The sequence below is a fragment of the Aneurinibacillus migulanus genome, assembly GCF_001274715.1.
Classification (GTDB): Bacteria; Bacillota; Bacilli; order Aneurinibacillales; family Aneurinibacillaceae; genus Aneurinibacillus; species Aneurinibacillus migulanus.
In genome coordinates this window covers 1,753,401-1,778,546 of record NZ_LGUG01000004.1, presented here as the reverse complement: position 1 = coordinate 1,778,546, position 25,146 = coordinate 1,753,401, and the positions used below count along the sequence as shown (strand labels likewise).

General features: G+C 39.6%; 39 protein-coding genes and 2 pseudogenes. 15 read left to right on the top strand and 26 right to left on the bottom strand.

Translation table 11 applies throughout. The features are described 5' to 3' along the window. Positions 1-32: 32 nt before the first annotated feature. From AF333_RS10530 to AF333_RS10520, 3 genes are all read right to left on the bottom strand, one after another. A complete protein-coding gene (locus tag AF333_RS10530) occupies positions 33-290 on the bottom strand; it encodes a hypothetical protein (protein ID WP_043064929.1) in 258 nt (85 codons plus the stop codon). 220 nt (positions 291-510) lie between these two features. Further along, a complete protein-coding gene (locus AF333_RS10525) occupies positions 511-804 on the bottom strand; it encodes a DUF2829 domain-containing protein (RefSeq protein WP_043064954.1) in 294 nt (97 codons plus the stop codon). A 389-nt stretch (positions 805-1,193) separates the two neighbouring features. Further along, the gene (locus AF333_RS10520; RefSeq protein WP_043064928.1) at positions 1,194-1,601 is read right to left on the bottom strand and encodes a hypothetical protein; all 408 of its coding nucleotides are present in this window, start codon (positions 1,599-1,601) and stop codon (positions 1,194-1,196) included. A gap of 224 nt (positions 1,602-1,825) precedes the next feature. Here AF333_RS10520 and AF333_RS10515 point away from each other — a divergent pair, with 224 nt between their 5' ends. The 3 genes from AF333_RS10515 to AF333_RS10510 all read left to right on the top strand — a co-directional run bounded on the left by AF333_RS10515 (position 1,826) and on the right by AF333_RS10510 (position 2,457). Further along, positions 1,826-2,017: a hypothetical protein gene (locus AF333_RS10515; RefSeq protein ID WP_043064927.1), complete on the top strand. Its 192-nt coding sequence runs from the start codon at positions 1,826-1,828 to the stop codon at positions 2,015-2,017. A 99-nt stretch (positions 2,018-2,116) separates the two neighbouring features. Beyond that, positions 2,117-2,269 carry a hypothetical protein gene (locus tag AF333_RS33560; RefSeq protein WP_158502335.1) on the top strand — a complete coding sequence of 51 codons (153 nt, stop codon included), beginning with the start codon at positions 2,117-2,119 and terminating at the stop codon, positions 2,267-2,269. Then, positions 2,269-2,457, top strand: coding sequence for a hypothetical protein (locus AF333_RS10510; RefSeq protein ID WP_043064926.1), 189 nt, complete (start codon positions 2,269-2,271; stop codon positions 2,455-2,457). The genes AF333_RS33560 and AF333_RS10510 overlap by 1 nt, the downstream gene beginning before the upstream one ends. Positions 2,458-2,523: 66 nt before the next feature. On the opposite strand, the gene AF333_RS10505 is transcribed toward AF333_RS10510, so the two are convergent. Continuing rightward, positions 2,524-2,859 (bottom strand): hypothetical protein, encoded by a 336-nt coding sequence (locus AF333_RS10505; RefSeq protein WP_043064925.1) that lies wholly within the window; start codon positions 2,857-2,859, stop codon positions 2,524-2,526. Positions 2,860-3,065: 206 nt separating this feature from the next. Between AF333_RS10505 and AF333_RS37395 the strand changes: the two genes are divergently transcribed. Continuing rightward, on the top strand, positions 3,066-3,353 hold the full coding sequence (locus AF333_RS37395) for an NHLP leader peptide family RiPP precursor (RefSeq protein WP_081003370.1): 288 nt from the start codon (positions 3,066-3,068) through the stop codon (positions 3,351-3,353). 91 nt (positions 3,354-3,444) lie between these two features. On the opposite strand, the gene AF333_RS34940 is transcribed toward AF333_RS37395, so the two are convergent. From AF333_RS34940 to AF333_RS10490, 3 genes are all read right to left on the bottom strand, one after another. Further along, positions 3,445-3,666 (bottom strand): hypothetical protein, encoded by a 222-nt coding sequence (locus AF333_RS34940; protein ID WP_043064923.1) that lies wholly within the window; start codon positions 3,664-3,666, stop codon positions 3,445-3,447. A gap of 54 nt (positions 3,667-3,720) precedes the next feature. Beyond that, the gene (locus AF333_RS10495; protein WP_043064922.1) at positions 3,721-3,921 is read right to left on the bottom strand and encodes a hypothetical protein; all 201 of its coding nucleotides are present in this window, start codon (positions 3,919-3,921) and stop codon (positions 3,721-3,723) included. Between the two features lie 202 nt (positions 3,922-4,123). Continuing rightward, on the bottom strand, positions 4,124-4,459 hold the full coding sequence (locus AF333_RS10490; RefSeq protein WP_043064921.1) for a hypothetical protein: 336 nt from the start codon (positions 4,457-4,459) through the stop codon (positions 4,124-4,126). A gap of 601 nt (positions 4,460-5,060) precedes the next feature. Between AF333_RS10490 and AF333_RS34935 the strand changes: the two genes are divergently transcribed. Further along, the gene (locus tag AF333_RS34935; RefSeq protein WP_235496329.1) at positions 5,061-5,342 is read left to right on the top strand and encodes a hypothetical protein; all 282 of its coding nucleotides are present in this window, start codon (positions 5,061-5,063) and stop codon (positions 5,340-5,342) included. 727 nt (positions 5,343-6,069) lie between these two features. Here AF333_RS34935 and AF333_RS10480 read toward each other — a convergent pair. Further along, entirely contained in the window at positions 6,070-6,618 is a 549-nt protein-coding gene (locus AF333_RS10480; protein WP_052812065.1) for a hypothetical protein, read from the bottom strand. Positions 6,619-6,955: 337 nt separating this feature from the next. Between AF333_RS10480 and AF333_RS10475 the strand changes: the two genes are divergently transcribed. Then, positions 6,956-7,405, top strand: coding sequence for a CBO0543 family protein (locus tag AF333_RS10475; protein ID WP_053432676.1), 450 nt, complete (start codon positions 6,956-6,958; stop codon positions 7,403-7,405). 100 nt (positions 7,406-7,505) lie between these two features. Here the strand turns inward: AF333_RS10475 and sda are convergent, their stop codons facing one another. Next, on the bottom strand, positions 7,506-7,646 hold the full coding sequence (gene sda, locus AF333_RS31665; RefSeq protein ID WP_080787723.1) for a sporulation histidine kinase inhibitor Sda: 141 nt from the start codon (positions 7,644-7,646) through the stop codon (positions 7,506-7,508). Between the two features lie 357 nt (positions 7,647-8,003). On the opposite strand from sda, the gene AF333_RS10465 reads away from it, so the two are divergent. Next, positions 8,004-8,372, top strand: coding sequence for a YmaF family protein (locus AF333_RS10465; RefSeq protein WP_043065906.1), 369 nt, complete (start codon positions 8,004-8,006; stop codon positions 8,370-8,372). Between the two features lie 262 nt (positions 8,373-8,634). Here AF333_RS10465 and AF333_RS10460 read toward each other — a convergent pair. Continuing rightward, positions 8,635-9,451, bottom strand: a pseudogene (locus tag AF333_RS10460) (DUF2935 domain-containing protein). Between the two features lie 325 nt (positions 9,452-9,776). Between AF333_RS10460 and AF333_RS10455 the strand changes: the two are divergent. Then, a complete protein-coding gene (locus tag AF333_RS10455) occupies positions 9,777-10,877 on the top strand; it encodes a GerAB/ArcD/ProY family transporter (protein WP_043065908.1) in 1,101 nt (366 codons plus the stop codon). Between the two features lie 15 nt (positions 10,878-10,892). Here AF333_RS10455 and AF333_RS10450 read toward each other — a convergent pair whose 3' ends face one another. Continuing rightward, the gene (locus tag AF333_RS10450) at positions 10,893-11,342 is read right to left on the bottom strand and encodes an ArpU family phage packaging/lysis transcriptional regulator (RefSeq protein WP_043065909.1); all 450 of its coding nucleotides are present in this window, start codon (positions 11,340-11,342) and stop codon (positions 10,893-10,895) included. A 1,282-nt stretch (positions 11,343-12,624) separates the two neighbouring features. Between AF333_RS10450 and AF333_RS10445 the strand changes: the two genes are divergently transcribed. Then, positions 12,625-13,149, top strand: a complete 525-nt coding sequence (locus tag AF333_RS10445) for a ferritin family protein (RefSeq protein WP_139188860.1) — start codon at positions 12,625-12,627, stop codon at positions 13,147-13,149. Between the two features lie 80 nt (positions 13,150-13,229). Here AF333_RS10445 and AF333_RS10440 read toward each other — a convergent pair whose 3' ends face one another. From AF333_RS10440 to AF333_RS10390, 13 genes are all read right to left on the bottom strand, one after another. Then, a complete protein-coding gene (locus AF333_RS10440; protein ID WP_043065910.1) occupies positions 13,230-13,748 on the bottom strand; it encodes a putative metallopeptidase in 519 nt (172 codons plus the stop codon). Next, complete coding sequence (locus AF333_RS10435; protein WP_043065911.1) at positions 13,745-14,296, bottom strand: Holliday junction resolvase RecU; 552 nt, start codon at positions 14,294-14,296, stop codon at positions 13,745-13,747. Before AF333_RS10435 ends, AF333_RS10440 begins: the two co-directional genes overlap by 4 nt. Then, entirely contained in the window at positions 14,293-15,534 is a 1,242-nt protein-coding gene (locus AF333_RS10430; protein ID WP_052812068.1) for a helix-turn-helix domain-containing protein, read from the bottom strand. Before AF333_RS10430 ends, AF333_RS10435 begins: the two co-directional genes overlap by 4 nt. 131 nt (positions 15,535-15,665) lie before the next feature. After that, positions 15,666-16,610 carry a Rad52/Rad22 family DNA repair protein gene (locus AF333_RS31660; protein WP_074714856.1) on the bottom strand — a complete coding sequence of 315 codons (945 nt, stop codon included), beginning with the start codon at positions 16,608-16,610 and terminating at the stop codon, positions 15,666-15,668. Positions 16,611-16,744: 134 nt separating this feature from the next. Next, positions 16,745-17,224, bottom strand: coding sequence for a siphovirus Gp157 family protein (locus AF333_RS10420; protein ID WP_043065912.1), 480 nt, complete (start codon positions 17,222-17,224; stop codon positions 16,745-16,747). Further along, the gene (locus tag AF333_RS10415; protein WP_043065913.1) at positions 17,211-17,486 is read right to left on the bottom strand and encodes a hypothetical protein; all 276 of its coding nucleotides are present in this window, start codon (positions 17,484-17,486) and stop codon (positions 17,211-17,213) included. Before AF333_RS10415 ends, AF333_RS10420 begins: the two co-directional genes overlap by 14 nt. A 103-nt stretch (positions 17,487-17,589) precedes the next feature. Then, complete coding sequence (locus tag AF333_RS33555) at positions 17,590-17,775, bottom strand: hypothetical protein (RefSeq protein WP_235496325.1); 186 nt, start codon at positions 17,773-17,775, stop codon at positions 17,590-17,592. 161 nt (positions 17,776-17,936) lie between these two features. Then, a complete protein-coding gene (locus AF333_RS33550; RefSeq protein ID WP_158502405.1) occupies positions 17,937-18,095 on the bottom strand; it encodes a hypothetical protein in 159 nt (52 codons plus the stop codon). Continuing rightward, positions 18,092-18,286, bottom strand: coding sequence for a hypothetical protein (locus AF333_RS10410; RefSeq protein ID WP_235496321.1), 195 nt, complete (start codon positions 18,284-18,286; stop codon positions 18,092-18,094). The genes AF333_RS33550 and AF333_RS10410 overlap by 4 nt, the downstream gene beginning before the upstream one ends. Before the next feature lie 50 nt (positions 18,287-18,336). Then, a complete protein-coding gene (locus AF333_RS10405) occupies positions 18,337-18,585 on the bottom strand; it encodes a helix-turn-helix domain-containing protein (RefSeq protein WP_043065915.1) in 249 nt (82 codons plus the stop codon). Positions 18,586-18,703: 118 nt separating this feature from the next. Beyond that, positions 18,704-18,892 (bottom strand): hypothetical protein, encoded by a 189-nt coding sequence (locus tag AF333_RS10400; RefSeq protein WP_043065916.1) that lies wholly within the window; start codon positions 18,890-18,892, stop codon positions 18,704-18,706. Next, a complete protein-coding gene (locus AF333_RS10395) occupies positions 18,889-19,095 on the bottom strand; it encodes a helix-turn-helix domain-containing protein (RefSeq protein WP_052812070.1) in 207 nt (68 codons plus the stop codon). Before AF333_RS10395 ends, AF333_RS10400 begins: the two co-directional genes overlap by 4 nt. Before the next feature lie 60 nt (positions 19,096-19,155). Continuing rightward, the gene (locus AF333_RS10390; protein WP_043065918.1) at positions 19,156-19,392 is read right to left on the bottom strand and encodes a helix-turn-helix domain-containing protein; all 237 of its coding nucleotides are present in this window, start codon (positions 19,390-19,392) and stop codon (positions 19,156-19,158) included. 165 nt (positions 19,393-19,557) lie between these two features. Between AF333_RS10390 and AF333_RS10385 the strand changes: the two genes are divergently transcribed. The 4 genes from AF333_RS10385 (at position 19,558) to AF333_RS10375 (ending at position 21,880) form a co-directional block, all read left to right on the top strand. Further along, positions 19,558-19,905, top strand: a complete 348-nt coding sequence (locus AF333_RS10385) for a helix-turn-helix domain-containing protein (protein ID WP_043066170.1) — start codon at positions 19,558-19,560, stop codon at positions 19,903-19,905. Between the two features lie 181 nt (positions 19,906-20,086). After that, positions 20,087-20,575: an ImmA/IrrE family metallo-endopeptidase gene (locus AF333_RS10380; protein WP_235496318.1), complete on the top strand. Its 489-nt coding sequence runs from the start codon at positions 20,087-20,089 to the stop codon at positions 20,573-20,575. Between the two features lie 189 nt (positions 20,576-20,764). Beyond that, entirely contained in the window at positions 20,765-20,932 is a 168-nt protein-coding gene (locus AF333_RS33545) for an excalibur calcium-binding domain-containing protein (protein WP_139188859.1), read from the top strand. Positions 20,933-21,142: 210 nt separating this feature from the next. Continuing rightward, positions 21,143-21,880, top strand: coding sequence for a hypothetical protein (locus AF333_RS10375; RefSeq protein WP_043065920.1), 738 nt, complete (start codon positions 21,143-21,145; stop codon positions 21,878-21,880). Between the two features lie 398 nt (positions 21,881-22,278). On the opposite strand, the pseudogene AF333_RS10370 reads toward AF333_RS10375, so the two are convergent. Continuing rightward, positions 22,279-23,180, bottom strand: a pseudogene (locus AF333_RS10370) (IS3 family transposase); the annotation flags it as partial. Here AF333_RS10370 and AF333_RS32680 point away from each other — a divergent pair. Continuing rightward, positions 23,128-23,742 (top strand): fibronectin type III domain-containing protein, encoded by a 615-nt coding sequence (locus AF333_RS32680; protein WP_235356648.1) that lies wholly within the window; start codon positions 23,128-23,130, stop codon positions 23,740-23,742. The pseudogene AF333_RS10370 and the gene AF333_RS32680 overlap by 53 nt on opposite strands. 79 nt (positions 23,743-23,821) lie before the next feature. Here AF333_RS32680 and AF333_RS10360 read toward each other — a convergent pair whose 3' ends face one another. Next, the gene (locus AF333_RS10360; protein WP_043065921.1) at positions 23,822-24,067 is read right to left on the bottom strand and encodes an AbrB/MazE/SpoVT family DNA-binding domain-containing protein; all 246 of its coding nucleotides are present in this window, start codon (positions 24,065-24,067) and stop codon (positions 23,822-23,824) included. Between the two features lie 367 nt (positions 24,068-24,434). Between AF333_RS10360 and AF333_RS10355 the strand changes: the two genes are divergently transcribed. Then, the gene (locus AF333_RS10355) at positions 24,435-25,112 is read left to right on the top strand and encodes a thermonuclease family protein (RefSeq protein ID WP_043065922.1); all 678 of its coding nucleotides are present in this window, start codon (positions 24,435-24,437) and stop codon (positions 25,110-25,112) included. Positions 25,113-25,146 lie beyond the last annotated feature (34 nt).

Here is a 25,146-nt window from a genome sequence, read left to right as displayed (position 1 = left end):
TTCGAATAAATAAAAAAGCCGCCTCTTAGCGACTATTCTTCTGCCAGTTCATATGTAGCTTTGAATATATCTTCTCGGCAGGGATAAAACTCACCGTTTACGCCTTTAATGACATAATCACCTAAGCTTGCAATCATAACTCCTTCAAGTGTTTGTATTTTAATTACAGGTTTTCCATCTATGAAAGCTGGATCACAAGTGCAAGTTATCCAATGAAAAACCTTATCTTTATTTTCTTCTGTAAAATGTTCTGCTTCGACCACTATTGGTTTCTTGCGATATTTAGCCATGAGCAATCTCCTTATTGACTAATGTTTGAGTGTTTTTGTTATTACTGCGTAGTATATATTTACTTATCCTTAATCCACCGTTAGGCCGCCGAATCCTCAACCGGTATGCCGTCCCTTTACATGTTATAGAGACAGGAGAGATTCAGAAGCCTAACGCCGGACTAAAAGCCCTGGCGTGCGCTAATCAATATATATAAACAGGTATACGCCTGGTTAAAACCTACTTAACGATCATCCAATCTTCTGCCAATACATCGCTTGTGCTTGGCGTCCACATAGCATATGTGCCGTCTGCACATTTTAATTGCAGATAAGGTCTGCATTTAAACAAATCCCCTTCATTCAATCCCCATGTCTCGGCGGTTTGTTTATTGCAAGGTATTCCGTCTGGATATCCTTTTTGATATGCCGCGTACATCCCTTTACCATTCCATCCAGCACGAGTTACCTTGTACCCTTCTTTCATAAGATCAACAGCTAACCCAATACCGAACTGCGCCTTAGTTTCAATCATTTGTTCTACAGTTACAACATTAACATTTTCCATAATCATTCCCCTTTCTGTTTTGCTCTCCCTTCACAAATAAAAGGTAGCTACAAAGCCGCTACCATGGCATAGAAGAAGGAAATTAAGCGACCGCCTTACTTGGGCGACGGTCAGCCCCCACGATCCAATCCTTTACGCTTGTGGTCAGCGTCGAAAGGAGGTACACCCACCGCAGGAGGAAGCCCCGATGCTTTCCTACTGTTTATCTTTCGTTTGACCCCGAAAGCAGCCTCGTGAACGGGTGACTTGGGCAGAATTGGAGTAACTAAATAGAAAGGTCAAAGTATCGCTATTGTTACCCTTATACTATTATCGTAACTTGTCCGTCAATAACGGTATCGATTTTTGTTAGAAAATTAATTTTTGTTAACAAAATACCATCTCCCATTTTGCATTGTGAAAATCCAACAATCTTTTTTTTCTTCTCTTTCCTCTTCTTTTTCTTCCCGCGTCCTATTTATTATCCCGTCCAAACGACGCAAAAGAGAAAACTTGTGAAATCGAAAATTACTGTCCTTCCACCCCATTCGAAACATAACTTCCGTCTTGCTTTTTCGCTGAAAGTACAGCAATTCAACCAGTAGCCATTGTCGTATTGTTAACTTTTTCAACGCGTATTCCCATATTGCTAATTCCTCTACTTCCTGTAATGTACGCGACCCGGATGCGAACCGATCTGGTAATAAAGCAAGTTGGTGTTCTATATACGTGAATTTATCTGCTTTTGGACGTCCCTTCTTCTTTTCCGCTACCTGCATCTGCATCCGGCATCCCTCCATAAGATAATGTCTTATCTCTATGTTAGGAAATCAGTGGGTGCTAGTTCGAATTTCAGGTACAAAAAAAGAGCCGCTTATGCGACTCATCTAAAATTTTTTCATTTTAAACCAAATAAAACCATTTATTTATTTCATGAAATAATGAAATATGATATATTATTCTTAGGAGGTAAAATAAACCTCCGCTCCCGAAAGGGGGTGAAAAGATAATGGGGATAGGTGAAATTGTTGTTTCGATTCTAGCGACAATCGCCGCAACCGCGGCATGCATTAATTCAGCTTTAAACAAGGAAGCAGCAGAGATTAACAAACAAGTAAAAGAAATCGAACTAGAGTTGAAGAGATTAGAGCTAGAAGAAAAACACAAACCCCGGCGCGTTTGGAGACGGTACCGGGGTTAAACCAGAAACAGGTGAGGACGCGAAAGCGTCTGAACCTGTTACCCTTTATCTTATGTTTATTTTACCTCCAATATACCATAATGGCAAGGAGGATGTGCTATGTTCTGGATTGTTACCCTTATCGCCGTATTATTTGTTTCGCGCTTGTCATTCACTACATACAGAGAAGCAAAAAATAGAAAAGAAGAAGCATTACAACGTTTAGAAGAAGTTAAAGAAAAATACGAACGCGCAAAGAAAGGGCGTCACTAATGGCAAAGAAACCAGCTACATTTCGTTTTGAAGAAGATATGCTCGAATTACTGAAAACATGGGCATATCTAACAGAAGAAAATCAACAAACCATCTTAGCCGAAGCATTCCACCAATATACACAAAATCATCCAGAACTTTTACAAAAAGCAAAAAATGTAATAGAAGCAGCAAAAGGAAAATCATAAGGATAGTCGGTTTCTTAAGAACCGGCTTATTTTCTTGGGCTATTCGTAAAATTCCGATGGAGTCACTCATTCGTCTGTATTTGATGTAAACGTAGCCGCTCTTGTAAAAATTATTTTTTCCCATTTGTTACGATAATTAATTTTCCCCTTCTTAATCCGGTCCTTTGCCAACATTTCGATATCATCTATATGACGTCCGAATTTCTCAGCCAGCGCTTCTATTGTCAAACCATCTTTCCAGAGCTGGTCAAATTCAAATACCTGTTGCAAATCCCACAACATGTTAACTTCTTCAAGTGCCGTATAAGTTGAACGTCGATTTTCCGTCATGTATGCCCCCTCAATCCGCACAATAATTCTTTTCTGTTTTTCCCGATCACTAATTTTTTGCCCCAGTTTCATCCTCATTCCCTCCCATCAAAATAAAAAACCGCTCGGTATGAGCGACTTAATTAAGCTAACATATATTACTGAAAATAATTTAAAAATGAATAATGTGTAGTTTGAATTACAGTTCCATATACATCTTCTTACTATAATCAATGTGTGAACTTCAAATAGTAAGAGGAGGAATATAGGAATGGAATAACGAAAAATTAAATCAGGCAATAAAACAATTTCAAGATAAAGCATCTACGGATGCAGAGTTTCGTAAGCTCGCGTTAGAGAATCCATCAAGTGCTGTTAAACAAGTAATTGGCTTAGATTTACCTGAAGGGTTCAAACTACAGGTAGTTGATAATGCTGGTGCGCATTTAACGGTTGTACTTCCAGACTTAAAAGGAAATGAATATGAATTAGACGAAACAGAATTGCAAAATGTAGCTGGCGGTGTTTCTTTTGGTGCATTTGTATTGTATCAGAATCATCCTGCATACCAAGGTCGCGGAAAATAAAACACTCTTTATATAGGCCTAGCAACTCACTATTGAATTACACAACCCGAATGATAGACATTTAATAAAGTCTATTACTCGGGTTTTTATATTAGACATGCTTTGTCTTCTTATCCTTCCTCATGTTCCACTTCCTCTGCTCCCACCGTAGCCTGTCCCGTTCTCGATAAACTTTCACGCATCTGCCTCTCTTGTTTTCTACCAACGAAAAAAGCACAGCTTCATGGCCCCGCTCCTTTAATTGATATTCTGGTTTTTTAATACCAAAAAGGATCACTCCCTCGGAACGGCCCCTTCGCTTATCTTTTGCCATTTACATCACCACCCACCTCCAAGGCAAAATAAAAAGCCGTTCTATATGAACGACTTAACTTATCCAATCAGCAAATATATATAATCCATATAGGGATGTACCAGCCCATAAAATACGACGAAGTATCCGATAAGGTATAAATATTCCAATCAACAGAAGAGCTACCCCTAAGGCAAATACCCATACTCCTAGCTTTAATGCCATGGTATTTAACCCTCCTGTATCTACGGTAAGATTCAAACCTTCTAGAAACATCTGCATCCCTCCTATGACTCTGTTCGACAAGCGGAGAGCCTTTCCTTCATCTGTAACGCAAAGTTTTAACGTTACAAGCCAACTAACGAAACGGCATTAGATGAATCAACTGTTTTGTTACGCTGTTTCGTTGGCTCGTTTGTAATGTTACGCAAAAGAAAAAGCCACTCCTAAGAGTGACTCTATACACCTATCTACATAATTACACTTTAAAATTTATAGCGAGTGGTTTATTAGGATCTTCTGCAACTTTTCGTTCCTTCAAAGGCTTTGCATTAGGATTTTCTGGCCTATCAGTTTTCTTTTCAGATGGGGTTGCCTCCTTTCTCAACTCTTTCTGCAACGCAACCTTCTCCATATAAAGTTGAGAAATCATCCTGATTTTTTGTTTGGGATTAATAGAAGAATTATTACGCAATGCTTTTATCTCTTTATCAATCTCATCGATTCTTCGCTGAATCCTATTTATTCGTTCCTTTTCTTTTTTATCAGGAGGTAGTAAGGCCGTAATTGTTTGAGCGTCTATGGGAACTTTCATTCTGCACCTCAAATCCATTTATTTTTAATTATCGGAACTTATCATAGTTTGTTAAAACTTTTTTATCTTGTTGAACATTCACATCATCTCCGAGGCAAAATAAAAAGCCACTCCTCAACTGGAACGGTTACCTTAGTTTACAGTTTACATGTTATCAGACGTAAAAATCCAAAATCAGGCTTATCTCATAGAATAATGATACAAACGGTTCCTAAAACAAGAGAATAAATATATTAGATAAAGTACTTATTTAAAAAGGAAGGTGTTAAATTTGAACTTTAATGGAAATCATCATAGAAAATGTTGTTCTGGAACACCAATTATAATCTGTAACAATAACAACTGTCCTCCGGTATGTCCACCTGGACCACCTGGACCTCCAGGAGCAGCAGGGCTTCCAGGGCTTCCAGGGCCTCCAGGACCTCCAGGGCCTCCAGGGCCTCCAGGACCTCCAGGAGGAGTATTAGACTTTGCCGATTTTTATGCGTTGATGCCCCCTGATAATGCTGCAACTGTTGCAGTAGGTGGAGACGTAGATTTTCCGAGAGATGGACCTTCTAGTGGGGGTGGTATTTTCCGCACTGGTGTCGATACATTTAACTTGTCTGCAATCGGCACTTATCAGGTCTTATTTCAGGTGAGTGTGACCGAACCGGGCCAACTGATTTTAACTCTCAATTCTGTTGACCTAGCTTATACGGTGGTCGGTCGAGCAACCGGTACTTCTCAGATAGTAGGAATGGCTCTTGTGGAAACGTCAGTCATCAATTCAATACTCACTGTACGAAATCCTGCTGGCAATTCCACGGCACTAACCATCACTCCTCTTGCTGGAGGAACAAGGCCTGTTTCAGCACACCTTGTTATCACGCGAATCAGATAGAAGAGGAAAGTAGAGTGGCATAAGGTATAGGCCGTAGCCATCAAGTTAAGGAAAATGAATATCCCTGAGATTAAAAAACGTCATTCTTTTTGTATATGCATCAGAAAGGATGGCGTTTTTCTTATAAGTTTGTCAATTTCAGATGAACTAAAGCTTTTTTCTCAAGAACTCAGTTTGGAGAAAGATTCGAGATTTTAGAGAAAAATTTACAGTAGATACCATTACTTAAAGATGGAACGCCGTATGCTATGAAAGTGGCACTTACGGTGTAAGACAATGGAAAAGGCAACCCTAACGAGTTATGCCGAGGGTGAGCTTTACCTATTGTCATCCCTTAATAGATCTTTATCAACATAAACTAAGTTATCGATCTTAAAAAAGGTGTTCTCACGAAGAGAGCGCCTTTTCTTTTTTTGCTCGTCATAAATAACCCAAGCCAGATTCTTTACGACCGCATGCTTTAATTCCTGTGCTCTTATACACGATACACCCGCTTCACCTTATGTTCATATCACTTCATATGCCCCCCTTTTTTATGCCTTGCTAAAGGTATTTTCCGAACACCATTCACAAGTACTGCACCAGATTGTATGTTTTTTTTAGATAAATAATGACAAAAATGAATAACAAAAAGCCGTTCCTGCTCAGAAGCGGCTTTTTAATATATAGTTTATTAATTATTAAACATTTCAAATCTGTATTTCGCTGGTAAAACCGCTTATGATGTCTAAGTCTCAATAGTAAGTCTTGCAAGGATTCCAGCGGGATTAGTCGCACTTCTCGGAAGATCGAATCCCGTTCCAGGCCCACCAAAGTTAAAACCGACGATAACAATGTCATTAACTCCACTTCTAAGAAAGTCACTAATATCGATCGTTCTTCCGTTCATAAAAAAACGCGGGGTATTTTGTTTGATGTCATTAATAACAGGCCTTCCATTTATCAATACAACGCCATAGTTATCTACTGCAAAGAAAAGAGTAGCATTAATAACATCTCTTACCCTTCGGATTCTAAACCTTCTACTAACAACTGCCGCAGCACCAAACGGATCATTGGCTCCCCATACCCACTTTGCCGTATTGGTTGGAACCCAAAACGATTCCCGTGAGATTTCTATCGCATTAAACCAACTTTCATCGGTACCAATCACAGTCGTAGCATTAGGCCTAACCACTTTAATAAGGCTTGTCATTTTTCTTACAGGAAGCAGTCGTTTAACACCTTTTCTTTTAGTTAAAAGAGTACCTTTTTTACTCGTTACTTTTTTTTGCAAATCCAATACCTCCTCACATTTTTATTACACTATATGAAGAAATACTAGATTTGCTTAGACAGGCATCTAAATAACAAACATTTTTATACTGATGTACACATTTACCTAGAACACTTTTAAGAATTCAGTCGATAACTTTACCCCCTTGGTCAAAGACATTCATTTACCCTCAGAAATTAACCCTATTTGAGATTGATTAAATTTCATAACAAAAAGGACCGCTCCCTCGGAACGGCCCCTTTGCTTATCTTCTGACACTCCCCTAATCAAACCGTCATATACAAGAATAAATTTGGAAATACTTATAACACTACTAACTCAATGAGGGGAGACGTATATGCTCGGAAGTATTTTTTTAGGTTTTGTAATACCTTGGATTTTTGGTATCTGGCTTTATAACAAAGATAAAAAGACGGTTTTACTTATTGCTCCTTTAGGTACCATGCTAGCTTATACCATTAACTTATTTGGATTTTATTTTGGGTTCTGGAACTTTAAGCCTGTGCTAAAAATTAAATTACTTTCATCATTTCCTTTTGATGTTGGGTTATACCCTGTACTTTCCAGCTATTTAATTTATTTCATTCAAAAAGAAAAGATAAGGCCGTATGCAATCATTCTTATTTTTTCTTTAGCTACTACACTTCTTGAATATGTAATGCTGGTATTTGGTAAAGTATCATATGGTCAAAACTGGAATATCCTTTGGACATTTTGGTCCTATGTTCTGCCTTATTTTATTATTTACCGCTACTATATAGCATTAAAAAAGCTTGGACTATACTAGTAAAGGCCGCTCCTCTGGAACGGCCTTCGTTACCTTCTAATCCTATCATCATATAACATCTCTATCGTTAAAACCCCTTCTCTTTCAGGTCAAGAACATATTAAAAACGAATGCCTCTTCTTATTAATTCAGCTTTAATCAACTCAATAAAATCATCGTCCAAGTCAAGAGATATCGCTTGAGTATATATTTTTAATAACTCTTCATTACTTAATAAAAATAAAGCGTTTTTTCTTTTCATGTACCCTCTCCCTTTCTAAAAATCCATCATTAAGAAAGTAAAATAATATAACTCATTTATTTTAAACCAAATAGTAAGTCTTTTTGATTATATGCATCAAATTCGTGCAGAAAAATCAATGAAATGCTATTATGTATCCGCTTTTTAAACCCAAAAAAGTCCACTCCCTCGGAACGGCCCCTTTGCTTATCTTCAAACAGCGTCCCAATTTCATGTCGCACATTTTTATCCTGAAAGTCTAAACAGATGTCATTAATCATCTTATAAAAAAGTCATTTCCTCCATAGTACTCACCTAAACCAAAAAGAAAAGACAAGCATATAATAGTATACGATTTTACTTAAAGGAGGCTTCCTTATGAACAAAAAAAATTTCAAGATAAAAAACAAGCCGAATCGCAAAATATATACAAAACAACGAGCACAGACACACACGCACGAATTTTTAGGTAGTACCAAATTGGCAGAAGCAGGAGCAGACAGGCATAACCATCGTTTTGCCGGAGTTACAAGCCAAGCGATCCGTAGAGGTAATAGCCATGTACATGTAATCACGGTCAATACTGATTTTTTTGGTCACCTTCATCAAGTTAGAATAGTAACGGGTCCTGCTATTCCTATCGGTAATGGAAAACATGTACACTTTGCCAAAGGGAGAACTACACTGAACGATGGTCATATCCATAATTTTGAATTCTCCACCTTAATTCAAAGTCCTCTTATATAAGGAGGACCTTATAATATAGCAGCTTTTTTGGTATACACCAAAGGGCTGCCTTTTACATAACCGATATTGTTAAACATCAAATTTGTTAAAAAGCTAAGGTGTTTTTCCTAGAACGGCCCCCTCGTTTATCTTCTGGCACTATCATCATAACACCTCTATCACCAACTCTGGCCAAAATCTTGCCATTTTCACATCACTTTTTTCTACAAGACAAAAAGCCGTTCCGGTTGAGGAACGGCTACCTTAGTTTACAAAGTAGGTATTATCGGACATTTTTAGCATTTACTAACAGATTTTTTCCTGTTAGTGCCCTTTCAAACATATCGATAATCTCCAGAAATCTCTCCGCTTCACGGAATACATGATCAGCCAGTAACGGATGAATAATACTTTTAATACGGCATGCCTCAATTAAATCGCGAGCCGTCTTTTTAAAATCACGAAGTGATTTTACAGATACTCTGTTTTGGTCAAGAAACTGACTAAGAAGAGGGAACGTTTGTGATTGTGGACGCATAGAATCCAAGTCAATTGCTTGAAATAATAATTGATCAAAATCATTGCTGAATTCCTGAGCCTGCTCTACGAGTTTTCGTTCTGACGGGTCTAGAAGATGACCAATAAATTTCGCATGATCGGCCATAATACGCAAGAAAAATACGTTTTCATCGATAATGGCATCGGTTATTGGCTCTAATTGACCTTGATTTAACTCTGACAACCTATTTCTAAAATAATTTGCCTCCCTACTTACATGATCAATAAGTAAAGGGAATAAATTAGCTCCAGGCAACTTGCAATGTAAAATAAGACCAAGAAGTTTTCTTTTATAAACCCAAATATGAGAGACGGCATTATAAACCTCTGCATTAAATTGTGTAATCTGTCGGGGATCTGTTTTCAAAGTAAAAGCATGTGATTGGCTCTCAATTTGTTCGAAGATACGAAAAAATTGTTGTGCTTCATTTATAAGCTGAGTATCTTCACATCGAAGGCCCAATGTAATAAACAATGAGTGTTCTTTCATAAGACCAGAAACGAACCTCATCTAACGAGCGAGCAACAAATCCATTGGACATGAACAAGCCTCCTAAAATAAACTTTCAAAATAAGATATGCATAGATGTTCTAATGGGTAACAGCCTACATTTATTTATTAAATAGCCATAAATCAAGTTGTCGGAATTTAAAAAAGACCGCTCCCTCGGAACGGCCCCTCCGCTTATCTTTTGACATTATCATCATAACACCCCTATCACCAAATTGCGTGCCAATCTCACGCCAAAATCACGCCACTATCCCTTCATCATAAATGAATTTTATACCCAAAGAATAACATTACATCCAATTTCACATAATAACGGGTACAGAATGAAACAAAATCAGTCGAGGCAGGAAGGATACATGGATAAGTCAAAAAAAAGGGAAGTTACACTCTTACAATATATCCTTGGTATTAATGCAGCACAGGTAGGAACAAGCATCCTGAGACTTCCTGCAGACTTAGCCCAAGTGGCAAGTACGGATGGATGGATTTCTATCTTTGTTGGGTGGATCATTTCCCTCATTGTAAGCTTATGCATGGTTGGGGTGATGGCAAAATATCCAGGTGCTACTATATATGATATGCTCACACGTTACTTGGGGAAATGGTTAGGAAGGACATGGATTATTATATGGATGGCTTCTGCTTTATTTACTGCTGTTATTATTTGTTACCGTGTAGTAGGAATCATTAAAGTATTTATCTTATCAGACACTTCTCATTTTCTACTTGCTCTTATCTTTCTCATTCCCGTATATATGGTTCTCCAGGGCGGGATACGAATCTTAGCCAGATATTCAGAATTTATCTTTTTCTTTACGCTTTGGTTGCCCATTTTACTATTGATACCCTTAAAAGATGCGAAATGGATTTATATACTGCCTGTCTTAAAAGAAGGATGGTTGCCTATTTTACATGCAGTGCCACTAACCCTGACATCATTTATTGGATTTGAAATGGCATGGATTCTTTATCCTTATCTAAAAAGCAAACAATCTGCGGCGAAAGGAATTATCATAGCCAATGGCATCACTTTACTTGTTTATCTACAGATTACACTAAGCTGTTTCCTTTACTTTAGTCCAGATGAAATCCCTGAATTTTTATGGCCCACGCTTGCACTCGTAAAGCCGATTCAGTTTCCTTTTCTTGAACGATTTGAAATCGTATTTTTATCGTTCTATACGCTCATTTTTTCAGCGGTAATCCTTCCGTTTCTCTTTATTGTCACTGAAAACATTAATTACCTCTTTAACAAACAAAATTGGCAGCTGCCTGCATATATTTTGCCATTACTTTTGCTCTTCAGTTTCCTTATTTATAGGCCAGACTATAACCAGGTTCAGGTGATGAGCAAATGGTGGAGCCGGGAAGCCTATATTGTGTCTTATGCTTTTCCAGTTTTATTTTTTCTTTATGTTACGTTGTATACACGATGGAAAAAAAAAGCATCATTTTAATGTAAAACCCGGTACTTATACTGGTACCGGGTCCTGTTCTTCAGCCAATACTTCCAGCTTCAACATAAACGCCAGCTTATAAAACGCCCTCGCCTTTATCCTAGTGTATGTTCGCTCACTCAATCCGACCTCGCCAGCAACGATATAATCAAAGCCCTCGTCTTCTAAGTAGCGTTTCTCAATAATTTCCCTTTCCTTCTTTCCTAAACGACTCACAGCCCGTTCTATGCGCTCTGTCAGCACCCGTATCTCTTCTTCCTTATCTACATTCCAAACGGCACAATCTGCTGTTGCATCGGTTGTTTTGTTCGTCGCACCATGATACCTGGCCTCATAGGCAGGTGTGTTTTTCATCTCCCGACGAACAAAGCCGATCTGCTTGTAAATACGCGCCGTCTCCAGTGCTTCCTCGACTCTTTTTTGTGTAGCTCTCCGGTCAATTTTCGGCAAAAACGACATTTGCATGACGACTCCCCCTGCTCATGGTAAAATATTCTTGAACAGTAATATTGCTACCAAAGCAGAGACTCCCTCTCCAGACCGCAAATCTAGAGAGGGGGTTTTTTGTAACACTTTTTCATTCACCCGCATATAAAAACATAGCCAACGGTTTTACCATATTTGCTCCCTTCTGTTTTACAGAGGGGAGCTATTTTTAATACATGTACTAATGGTATATACCTTTACTTTACTCTCCCTGCCCTTCTACAATGCAGAAAAAATTTTTGGTTTATTCTCTGTATTTATGGGAAATATATAAGTACAACATGAATTACCTCCACTGAATCCCCTTCTTCGGAAGGGGTTTTGTTTATTTATCAGGAGAGTAGGCAATAATTAAAATGGTTACTCTCTATACCCTTTCCTACCCTTCTGCAATGCAGAAGGGCTTTTTTTATTGCTTAAACTCTTTCCAAAGTAAACCTCGATTTATTCCTAAAATCATGCATTTTTATTGTTTTTTATGGTTATATTAGTAATGCCCCTGAGAAAGGGAGTATTGTGGGGTATTCCCTTACCAGCTTACACTGGCCCTTTTGGCTGTTTGTTATCAACTTCTTCCCTTATCCCTTTCTCTCTGAATTCATACTGCCTTCTATGAGATTAATCATTTGCCTTTCATCATGGAGCCATGCTTGATACTTAATCTCGCGCATTTTATGTCCACCCGATTACCATAATTTGTCCATTTCATCCGTTCATAGACTTGTGCTATAGTCTTATTTGGCGCTCTCGTGGGGATAGAGCGCTCGTTTTGGTTTCATAATATTTCTTTTCCAGCCAGTCATTTAGACTGGCTCTTTTTTATGCCTTCTATCAATTTCCTTACCCACCCATATTCCATAATGTGGTATATTATAAGAGTAAACCTTTTACACTTCACTGCCGACTTGTGTCGGCCTTTTTTTATTGCACAATATGGGTTGAATTGTAAAAAAATTGATTCATCTTACATTCTCCTTACATTTCCATATGTTCTATTTCATCCGTTCATAGGCTTGTGCTATATTCCTTATGAGACTTGACATTCCCCCCAAGTCCTGAGCTTTGGCCAGTCATTTAGACTGGTTCTTTTTTTATGTCTTCCTATCAATTTCCTCATTTACCCATTTGCCTAAATATGGTATATTATGAGAGTAAACCTTCTTTTCACTTGCCGACCTGTGTCGGCCTTTTTTATTTCTTCTCACCTTTTGGGTGTCCGTTCATAAAATGTTAAGGACTCTAAGCTCAGGAGGAATTTTCCATGAACTTATATCCCAGCAATATCATGCAAGAGTACAGTTCATACCCTTTTACAATTACACCCGTACAGTATCAAACCCAATCTGTACCGCCCCCATATCAGATGTACCAGACTAATCTACAAGCCGTTCTCCCTCTCTTACAAAGAGCGGTACAGGGCGAACGAAATGATGAACTTTTTTACGACTACTTAATCCAAAACGCTCCATCCAATCAGGATAGGGAAATCATTACTTCCATTCGTGATGATGAAAGACGACATCGGCAAATGTTTAGACACATGTATTATGCTTTAACAGGCCAACAAATTACCGAATCAACTACTGGTGAACCTTTCAACATACCACCTAGTTATCTTGCTGGCCTTGAAAAGGCTATATTTGGTGAGTTAAGTGCAGTAGAACTTTACCGAAAAATTTACTTCACCATCCCCTATACAGTGTTTAAAAACATGGTATTTGAAATTTTGACAGATGAACTTAAACATGCCAGCAAATATAATTTTCTCTATGCTAAAAACAAATAGGCTAGTAACGTCCCTTCGCTCCAATTGATGGGACGTTTTTTGTAGTGCCCACCGAGTCTCCCCGGCGAGCAACCGATATTCTACTTCACAGCACGCAATTGCTCCCTTTCGTAATCCTCCAGATCCATTTGATAGTCTGCCTCTCGAACAGCTACCGCAAACCTCTCGATACCTGTTTCCCACAGACCATGACGCTGAATAATTTCGCTGAATTCCTCTACATCATGTTCACGCATTTGCCAGCTTTCCGAAGCATTTGCTGGGTCATATTTGTCTTCCCATACTTTTTTCTCTTCGTTCCATACCCGTTCACTTTTACGTTTGAAATGACACAACTCATGGTCTACTAAAGCTTGCCGCTGGTCCGGAGTAAATACTCTCCAGGCATCTTTGTTAATAAAGACAAACAGCATATAATCAGTCACATGTCGTTCAAATGCCGTGCATTTCTTTGCCTTACCTGCCCAGTCACTGTTTCCATCACGAAAGTAATAGCCGATTACTCCCTTCGCATCCTTCAAATGAGGATGATGTTTATCGATAATCCTTTCTGCTATCTCACGCACTTCCGGTGCTTCTTCGAAAAATACCGCGCTCATACCGCTACGCCTCCTATGCTCCATACTTTTTCAACAACTTGTAGATAATCAACTGGTACCCGTCCTGGTGGCACCTGATAGGCATGTACATCAAAATCCTGTAATGGAATACTTTTTGTGCCCCGTCCCCCTGTCTTTGCACGCTGCCAGTACCATTCCAGTACTTCATACGGCAACAAGTACACTATCTGATGATTAGCAAACTCAACTAGCATAAAGCTAATCGCTCCACACCCATGGCACTTGGCCAAGTATTCAACTTGGTGCTCATGTACGTTATCGAGCGGGAACCGGGTCAACTCTTTCGTGCTCTTGGCTTCAAAAACGACGGAGCGCCCGGTATATGTCCCGTCATAATCAACGGTAGACGGCTTTTCCAGATATCCATTGACCATGCCCCTCGTATTTCGGCCAAGGATTTTCACAGGTGTCGGTCGCTTGTTAATCACAGCAATTCCTTGTTGCTCATATAGCCGGTTTGTATAGTCCAACTGCTGTTCAAACGCCATGCCACGATTGGCAAAACTGCTTTTTCTCCATCTCGTCATTTTTTATCCCCCATTGCTTTTAGTAATTCCTGTACTCGGCGTCGCTTGCGTTCAAGATCCTCCTCTGGGGCTTGATGACTCGGACAAACTTCTTCCCCAGCCTCCGCTTTCCTTTGACGTTCTATTTGCTCTAGGATCAGTGGTGGAATTCCTGTGTGCTTGCCTCTGACATGCGATGAATACGTTGCTCTTTTCTTACCCGCAGTCATCGGTAATTCCACCGATTCATCTGTCTTCGCCTGGTTCTTTGCGTGCATATCAAGAATGATCGGTAAACAATAATTCAGGCTATTAATCTTGTCACGGCTATGCCTCGGCTTGTGCTTCTGAAATGCTTTGTCGATGCCCTCTAGCACAATACTTAACGGCACACGCGTTCGAATCAACTCACGGATTACCTCATCGTCGGTAGGTTTTAACTCTGTGCCCGAAGCTCGTCTGGCAATGTATCGCTCTTCAATTCGTCTCCTGTATTCCGGCGCGGATATTTTACGCTGCGTAGAGTCGGCATCTACATCAGGGCTGGAAGAAACGGCATCCTTCCGGGAGAGCGGCACCCCCTCCTTACCGGTTTTAGAAGCGAAATCGATCACATTGTTTTTTTGTTCTGGAAGAGCCATTGAGGTCGGCACTATACACTCTTCCGGGTTACCAGATGACATTGGGGTCGGTACCTTATCATCCGATTTTACGTTGTGTTTTTGCAACGGACCTGTTATAGCATCAGTAGCAGAGATATTATTTAAGTCTTTTGTTTTGTCTATTGCTTTGTCTTTATTAGAATAGGCATTTTTGCAACGCGCGTTTTGTTTTTGCAACGAGAATACGCATTTTTGCAACGCCACTTTCTTCCTCCGTTGCGTTTTCGCAACGATAAATTTCCTTTTATTAGGTTGTGGTTGCGTATTTGCAACGACTTTTTTGGGCCATTTCTTTGACTTATGAACAGTAATCATCAACCCATAGGGAGCACGAATCAAACTGAGGTACCCTTCTTCTTCGAGCTTGTCCAGATTCCGTTTAATGGTTGACTTATTCCCTCCAATATCATCCGCAATGTCACTAAGTTTGACAGGTTTTCCGCCTAACACCTGGCCGAATACCTGCCCATCTACGCTATATTCTTTTGTTGTTTTATCAATACACCAGAGGAACTCCCAGATAGCTGCGCCCATCCGCTTCCGGTGCTCTTTCGTCAGGAGGCCAGAATGTAAGTAAAACGGAAAACTGTCTGTCATCTTCTCACTCCCCTATGTGAGATATCTTTTATAAATGGCTAGAGAGAAGCTCTAGGAACCTCTCTCATTTACTACTTTTACGTTTACGCTTTGGCATCCGGTCAACATACCCCAACGGGTCATTGCGCTCGTCAAAAGGGTAAATCGTCATCGGATATATCGATCGACTTTCCAAAATCAGGCCCTCTACTGTTTGAGATCATCGCGAGTAATTCATCTCGTTCCACCTGGTTCAAAAGAGAAATTAAATCGCTTGCCTCATTTGAAGTCAGTTCTGATGTACTTTGTTTATGATTAAGATATTGAATAAGCTGCTTGATATTTTCTTCATTCAGACCTTTACTTTTGGCAATGGCAAAGATAGCTTTACGTTGCTTCTCAGAGGCTGTCCCATTTCCAGTCGGTCCATTACCTTTTGTTCCATTCTTTTCTTGAATTTTCTCTGTTAAAAGCTGCTCAATTTGTTGATCTGTTTTTCCTTCGTTTCTCCAAGCGTCATATTGCTCTGGTAATGCATTTTCATTTCCAACAAGTGTGGTCCACTTTGCTCGAATGGTAGCCGGGATGGAGATATCAGGCCCAGTGTGCTGCCCTTCATAATGTACCTCACTGCTACCTTGCTTGCATCCCTTCGGGATAGCCCAAGAAGGTAAGGCGGGCTTCTTCTTAATCCTGTAGCTTCTTCCGATAGGTTCTATCTCCACCCAATTCTGCGGAAGCTTGTAGAGGTATCGACCAATCCCCCACTGATAGGCAGCACGCTTCATACTGTCTGACAGACCGCCCTTAGTGGCTTCTTGGTTAGAGTCATCCGCGCCATCCCACTTCGTAATCCATTCATCCCCGAACTTTACAGAAATACCGCATAATTGCGATCCTTGTTTCCATTCTTTGAATTGATTCTGCCAACCAAACGGACCAAACACTTCATCCAACCTATTTTGAATCGCTCGGTTCGTTATATAAGCCAGTGCCAACCCTTTCGTTTTATCTTTGTTCGTCGAACCAACACGCCATTCAATATCTTCTGGTGGGAATGGCGCTTGTAAGGCTTCTACTATCTTGGTAGCGTCCATCTTTATCCCTTCCTTAGTTCACAAACTCATTTCTGCAACCGGAGCAGATAACACCCGTCTGCTTCTTTGTAGCTCCGTCATGAACCGGGGTGATTTTCTCCCCCGGCTCAATCGGAGCACTGCACATGGCACAATTATCGAATGCTAAGAGAGTGGCTCGTTTCAAGTCTTGCACCAGCAATCACCTGCCCATCCTTCAGCAATTCATATAACCGCTGCTTGTCCGGTTTCGGTGGTTGTGGAATCAAAAACTCTACTGGTAATTTGGATTCGTCCACTACCACGCTCGGTCGGTTGTTTCGGATACCAACTGTAAAAATAGTGCCTTTTACTTTTGTTAATCCAGCCTGCTCCAGTGTAGAGAGCGTGTACCGCTTTAGGCCGTCCATTTGGGCTTCCAGCATCTTTCTGCGATCTGCCAAACGTGTTTCTTCTTCCTTCAATGCCTTTACCTGGGCATCCATTGTTTTGATTAGCTTTGCAATGTTTTCTACCTTGTTGTCAATCGCCTCTTCGATGGACTCAAGCGCATCGGTAAGATTAACTCCTCGTTCTTCATCTTCCATCACCTCAAGCAGGTTCTGATAGGCGTCCGTAAGCTCATACAGCTTCATATATAGCCATCTCCTCTACCGTTTCTATGGCGAATGGATCGGATTCTCCGTTTACTACTTGGAGGAGTTGCTTCAGCGTCTCCTTCTTTTGTTCAAGTGCAAATAACTCACCAGCAGCAAATCCGCTTGCAAACCCTTTGGCAAAGTCATACTCATCTGAAGCTAACGCTGCCTCTTTTGCTTCCTTCGAAAAAGCAATTCTCCCTTCAACAATGCGTAGCTCGTATTGAAGAAAAGAAACGATATCAAGCTGCTTTTGCATTCTTTTCACCTCATATTTGATTTTCAATGGGCGTTCATGGTACATTGAAAATGTGTTTACCAAGTTGCCCTTTTTAGATGGCCCGTTGGCGGACGGGCTATTTTTATTTGCGGTAAATCACCATAAACATGGCGTCTGTATCGATTTGATCCCATTTATTGATGTGAACATAAGGTGCAAGTTGAAGCTGGACAATCTCCGTTTTCGGATTATCCATCAACCATGCGTTGAAATCTTCTTGCTCATAAAAAACCATGGAGCTAATTTCTCCTGCTTTCATTTTTCTCACCTGCCTTTTGTATGTATTGCACTTCTCGGAAGTGCTGCCAGAATTGCGAGGTTGGTTGAGAGTTGTCTATCGTTCTATCCCCACAGTCCTGGCAGCAGGCCCGAGATAGGCTTGCTGTACACGCGAACGTGTGTTATGCTTTTTTTACATTGATTAAGTGTCTAGGCCGTTTGAGCGTTCCCGCGCTCAGCGGCCTTCTTTTTTCCTTCGGGTACTGTGTCTATCAGATATCTATCTGGCATCAACTTCGTTACAGTGCATGCCTGGCGTACTTCACTGGCCTTCATAACGCGACTGACATATACGACATACATTTTCATCTCAACACCTTCCCCGGAAGTAAAGCTAGCTCCTCGCCCCATTCTTTCACCGTTTCGATCTCTGCCAACAACCAGCCATAGCGATGCCAGTATTTCCGAGCTTTCTCCAAGTGGTACTCAACTTGCCCTATTGCATGTGGTTCTTCAATGAATTGCAAGTCATCCGCCATCGACTGATGCCATTCAGCCATCTTTTTTAATCGTCTTAATTGTTCATTCATCGTTTTACCTAGCTCCTTTCTTATCCACCTAATAAACTCATAACGTTTTGTATCATCCCGAACCCGTCCATCCCGTATAAAAACGCAACGACGACTTCGTTTGCCTGTGTAGCCTTAGCCCACTCAATAAGTGTTTGTGCATCTAACGTTTTCCTGTCATTTTCCAATTTCGATATACAGCTTCGGGAACGGTTAATCAATTCAGCCATTTGTTCTTGCGTATACCCGGCCCGCTCCCGGCATGCTTGTAATATAGCTCCGAACCTCAATTCGACTCCTCCCTTTCGATCCGAATTAGAACAGACGATATTTTTAATGCGATATATGATGAATATAGAAGGTACTAAAAGCGAACCTTATTCAATTTTTAGTAAAGAAGTAACTCATTCAAGTCGCCTCACCTCCTTTCTCACGTTCTATTCGGGCTGCGATACTAAGAGCCAATGCTTCGAGCTTATCCATTTCGCGCAGTTTCTCTGGTGTCTCCAACTCAGCGATACGATCAATTTCAGCGCTGTAAAAACACATTGCATCAACGATGGTTGGGAAGTCATCGGCTGTGGTAATGTGGTTCATGCCGTTTCTCCCTTCTGTCCTTCCATCCACCGAAAGAAAGCATCTCTTTGCACCCGGCGAATTCGTCCTGGGATTGGAAGCGTTGGAAAATCTGTACGTTTCATCAGTTCGTAAGCCGTTGGCTTGGAAATCGAAAGAATTTCGCAGATTTCTTTTGCAGTGAGGACTAATGGATAATCTTCAACAGTTTTTGGTTGTTCCAAGATTCTCGTCTCCTTTCCAACTGAGGTTGGTTTTGGTAATTGAGATACGAAAAATTTTAATTACGCCGAATCAATTCTCGATTCGAGAACTTTTTCTTCAAAAAAAAGGACATTTACTGGAACTCCTAATACTTCAGCAATTAAAGGAACTTTGTCAGCATCCAATCCCTTTTTCCCTGCTTCAATCTCACTTAAAATTGAAGGAGACTTATATCCAAGCTTCTTAGAAAGATAAATTTGTGTGATACCTTTTTCTAAACGAAGTTTCTTAATTCTTTTTCCAATTAACTTACTCATTCAATTCACCACCTTAATTCTCGTTTTGTGAACTTCTTGAGCTCAGTATAAATTCTCAATACGAGAATGTCAACAATCAAATTCTCAATACGAGATATATTTTTCTCTCTTGGTGAATTTATGATAAATTAGGAGGTGAAATAAGGGGTGATAGTGTTGGCAAAAATGACGCTCGGGGAAAGAATTAAATATCTACGCGAAAAAAATGGATATGCTCAAAAATTTATAGCAGAAAAAATCGGTGTTAAAAACAATACTCTATCTAGTTATGAATCAGATAAACGTCAACCTGATTATGATACCCTTCAAAAAATAGCTGATTTCTTCGAGGTCTCAACCGATTATCTTCTTGGCCGTACCAATGAACCATCTCCAACTTATAAAGCTTCAAATGATGAATCAGATGGGCTAGCTTTTATCGATGGAGAAGGACCGATAACTGAAGAAGAAAAAGAATATCTTAAAGAGAGTCTGGAATTATTCAGACGCATGAAAGCAAAAAAGAAAGAATAAAAGCCCTAAATCCTAAATGGTTTAGGACTTTTTTATACATAGAAAACAGAACGTATATTCCCACAAATAGAGAAAAGGGAGAGGATCAGTCGTGTTTGATTTATCATTATACAAACCAACATATGTAGAGAATTGGATTGAGGAGGTATATCAAACTAACGGTATTCTAACTCCAGCTGATATGGATATTGAACGTATTGCTGAAGTGTTTGGAGGGAAAGTCGTTGATACTAAAGCAAAAAGCCATGTTCGATGGGAAGATGACGAGGACAATTTCTTTGTTATCTTTTTAAATAATGCTTTGGATGAGCTTTCTAAGCGCTCAGATTTTCATCATGAGCTCTGTCATCCTTTACAACATGCAGGGAACCAGGAAAGGATACCTGAAGCTTTTAAAGAACTACAGGAACGGCAAGCAAGAACATTTCAGCTATACGCCTCTATTCCTTTTTTTATGTTGAGAAAACTACCTATACCTCAGTATGAGAATGAAGCTATCGACGTTCTTTCTAAGGAGTTCCGTGTTCCTTACGAGTTAGCAGCTGAACGATTACATCAAATAAGGAGAAGGTTGTTACAAGTAAGGCTAGATATACAATTTTCTACGTACATACAAGAAGAAGAGCGAAAAATTAACGGTGAGATGATTCGATATAAATTAAATGATTAAAAGACCAAGCAAAATTTAATAACGTAACAATTATCTATACAACCATAGTACCGTGTCGAAATTTGTCTAATCTTTAAACCCAGTTCATTTATCATCGCTGAGTTACAATGAAAAGAGTTACTTTCTTGTAAAATCATACATATGTATAGACAGCACACTCTATCAAAATTAGAAATCTAAGAGGATATCATGTTTAAAAGAGTTTCTACTTTATTTGTCGTTGCTGCTCTTCTTGGAGGTACGGTCGCGATTGACCATTCTCTTGCTGCTACTAAAAAGCAACCCACGAAAAAAGTTGTATACAAGAATTGTACTGAAGCAAGGAAAGCTGGCGTAACACCATCGCCATCAAGTTGAGAACACTCTTCCTGAAGAGAAAAGCGCGTTATCCTCTTCCTATATCAAATAGAGAGATGAGTATTTTGGGATTTAAGGATGTGGTTATAGCAATCCTTTGACTGGTAAGTATACAATTAAATCAGTCTCAGGTTGGTTATTTTAGTTTTTTAGCCATAGTAAAATGAAAAGGAATAATATACCATAACAAGGAAATGAAGGAGTGACATGATGCCTTTACTCCCCCCTAAAACTTTATGTAAATTCCCTAGCGGAGCTATAAAAAATCCAGTAGTAGTCAAAAATATAGCGGCAGCTGGACTAGAGGAGTTATACATTGATGTAAATGTCCTGGGTAATCTATTAATTTGTTTTGATGCTGAATCCAATGTTACAGTGGTTTCAGCAGGTGAAAAGCACCTTCTTCCAGAACGTATCGAACGAGTTGAACGTTCCCTTGTTATAGAAGGTCGCAATATGGCGACATACTTTCGCCATGGACAAAAGCAAAAAATATTTACAGAGGTTCATCTTCCGCTTCAAACAAAAGTCAGCGCCTCTTTTACGGCAGGAGTCATTATTTTGAATGGTGGAGAAGGAGATGTAGATATAAAAGGTCAGTTCGGTGAAGTTGCCGGCATAACACATTCAAAAAACATTAATATTAATCTACGTGGTGGTGACGTCTCGCTCAATGAGTTATCAGGTAAAGCTTCGATTAACATTTCTTTTGGTAGTGTAACTTTAGGCTGGACAGAACTACGAGGAACTGAGCAAATAAATACCCAATGCGGATTTGGTGGAGTTGATTTACTGGTCCCCCCTCATATTACGCCTGTTGAAGAACAAGGTGGACTCTTCAAAGAGAAGAAAATTACTACTCTTTCGGGTACAAATATCCATGCGAGGGTTGGTTTCGGAGGATTGGACGTTTTAGATTGGGGCTTAGAAGAACCTGATGAAAAGTAAGTATTAGAAAAACACCATATTACATTATGTATAATACAAAATATCACTAAAAGTCTAACATTCATCTCTCATCTATTCCTTATATGTGAGAAGATCTGATGCCTTACCTTTTGCTTCTTGGGAAGGAACACATTAATTTTGTTTGGGAGTATACCTTTGAGCTAAAAAGAGTTGCAATTTTACACTCCTTATGCCTCTTTATCCTTTAAAGATAAAAGCCGATTATTCACATCATAGATCTTCAGCACATACACGAGAAAGAAGCGTACTACATCTCTTGTATAAAATCCAATACATGGGTGCATCAGAAAAAAACGAAGCTGGAGTATGAACTGTAACCCGAATAATGGGCACTTAAAAAAGTGAAGTGCCCACATAAAGTTAGACAGACTATTTCATTAGGCGGCTTGTTGGGCATGAGCTCGGTATTGTACCGGGCTCATGCCTTTTAATTTTGCTTTGATTCGTTTGTGATTATAGTATTCTATATATTTTGCTCGTTCTTGCTTAAAGTGTTCAACACTTTCAAATTCTTTTAGATAAAGAAATTCCGATTTCATCATACCAAAGAAATTTTCAATAACTGCGTTATCGTAACAGTTCCCTTTACGGGACATACTTTGTGTAATGCCACGTTCATCAAGGGTGTTATGGTATTGTTTCATTTGATAGTGCCAGCCTTGATCAGAATGAATAAGGAGTGTGTCATCCTCTGTTAAACGTTCGAAGGCTTGATCTGACATCGTTGAAACAAGTGAATAGGTGGGTCTTGAACCCATTGTATATGTAATGGTTTCGCCATTAAATAAATCAAACACAGGTGATACATATAACTTCTCTCCAAATCATTTAAACTCAGTAATACCTGTAACCCACTTTTCATTTGGTTTTTCAGCTTGGAAATTGCGTGCTAAAATATTGGGTGCAATCTTACCGACTTTCCCTTTGTAAGCATGATATTTTTTCATATGGACAAGGCATTTTAATCCTAATTCTTTCATAATACGCTGCACTTTTTTGTGATTTACTTTGTGTCCGCGATTTGTAGCTCATCACGAATACGGCGGTATCCATAACGACCTTCATGTTCGTCATAAGTGGTTTGAATCCATCCTTTCAACTCTGCATCCGAATCAGGGCGGCCGAAGTTCTTCACTCAATAATAATATGTGCTACGCGGAATGTCTGCGAGCTGTAGAAGTGCTTTCGCCGGAAATTCATGCCTTAACTCATGGACTACTTGCGCTTTGTCTTGTTTGGTGATTTTTCCTTGTTTTGAACTAAGGAATTCAACTTTTTTAAATATGCATTTTACACCACCTACATCTGATACTACAGAAATTAATTTAACCGCAACTGGTGGTAACTCTATAGTAAACCTTAACTGGAGTACTAATATCAACGCCGAAGGCTATGTTGTAAAAAGATCAACAACTCCTGGTGGACCATATGAAGTAATCGCTAATAACGTAACAGATAAATCATACGTTGACAATAACGTACAGAACGGAACAACATACTACTATGTAGTAACTGCACTGGAAAACGGTGCAGAAACTAAGACTTCTAACGAAGCATCTGCTACACCAACAGCAGGTGGTTCAACAGGACCTGATCCTGATATAAAAGGTAATCGTGCTTTACTAGTCATTACGATGACAAATGCAAACCGTAAAGAATATGATATGTCTGCTGACGAGATAAAAGCCTTTATCAACTGGTATAATAGACGCACAAACGGTTCTGGCTTAAAATATTACGTTATAAACAAAAACTATAATATCGGCCCATTCTCCAGCAGAAAAGATCATATTGTTTTCGATCAAATATCTGATTTTGAAGTAATGAAATACAATAAGTAGTAAGCAAATCACAATATGTATCAGCAAAAGATAAACACAGAAAAAGCTACCTGGCTTGACTTACCCGGTAGCTTTTTTCTTACTTACATTTAGCTATCTCATCTTGGCAATTTCCACATATCAGCTTTCCTTTGAATTCTGTCACATCATCCATTGAATTACAGAATGAACATGCCGGCTGATACTTACGCAGAATTACTTGTTCACCGTCTACAAAAATCTCCAATCCGTCCTTTTCAGCAATCCCTAACGTACGACGTAATTCAACTGGCAATACTATTCGTCCCAGCTCATCCACTTTACGAACAACACCTGTTGCTTTCATTGCTATCCCCTCACCTTCATTTTCTTGACTTTATACTATAACATCCATTAAATGGAATAGAGTGCAAAAAATGCACTATCTGAGAAAGTAAGGTGCGCCATTTGTATCATTATGTCGAAACTTGTCTAATCTTTAGACCTAGTACATTTAGCACCATTAAGTTACAATAAAATGGAGTTGATTTCCTAAAAAAGAAAATTCAAGGTATGAAAACAGCACTGCATGTGAATAGGACTATTACTCATGCTCCCATATAAGGGGGCTTTTTTACAGTTATTACTTACAGACCACCATACACAAAGCAAGCTGTAGCAATGCTGAAGTAGAGAAAAGGAATTAACTCAATAACCATCTTAAGGAGGATTTTATGAAAAAAATACTCGCACTCATCCTTATGTTAGGACTAGTAGCAGCTCCATTATCTGCCTCTGCTCATCCTGGTCGGACTGACGCAAACGGAGGTCACACTTGTCGGACAAACTGTGCTAAATGGGGATTAAAAGACGGAGAATACCATTACCATAATGGAGGAAGTACAAAAACAACATCCTCCCCTACTACAAAAGCAACGCAACCAGCTCCCACAAAGCCGGCTACAACCAAGCCAGCTCAAAACAAGCTTCCTGGTACCTTGAAAGTAACAGTTACGAAGGTCGTTGACGGGGATACGTTCAAAGCGAAGGTCAATGGTAAGGAAGAAAGCATTCGTTTAATCGGTGTTGATACGCCTGAAACTGTGCATCCGAATAAACCAGTGCAACCATACGGCCCAGAAGCTTCCGCTTATACCAAGAAGCGCCTCAATGGACAAACAGTAACTTTAGAGTTTGACGTTCAACAGAGGGACAAATACGGGCGTCTACTGGCATACGTGTGGCTAGGCAATGCGAAGAATCCGAAAGCTGAAATGTTTAATCAGACATTAGTGAAAGAAGGGTATGCTCAGGTCGCTACGTTCCCACCAAACGTGAAGTATACCGATAGCTTTGTAAAGCTGCAGAAACAGGCACTGGATGCAGGCAAAGGGCTCTGGGCTAATAAATAGAGAAGTAGCCATTAGAAAATATCATTAGAGTTCC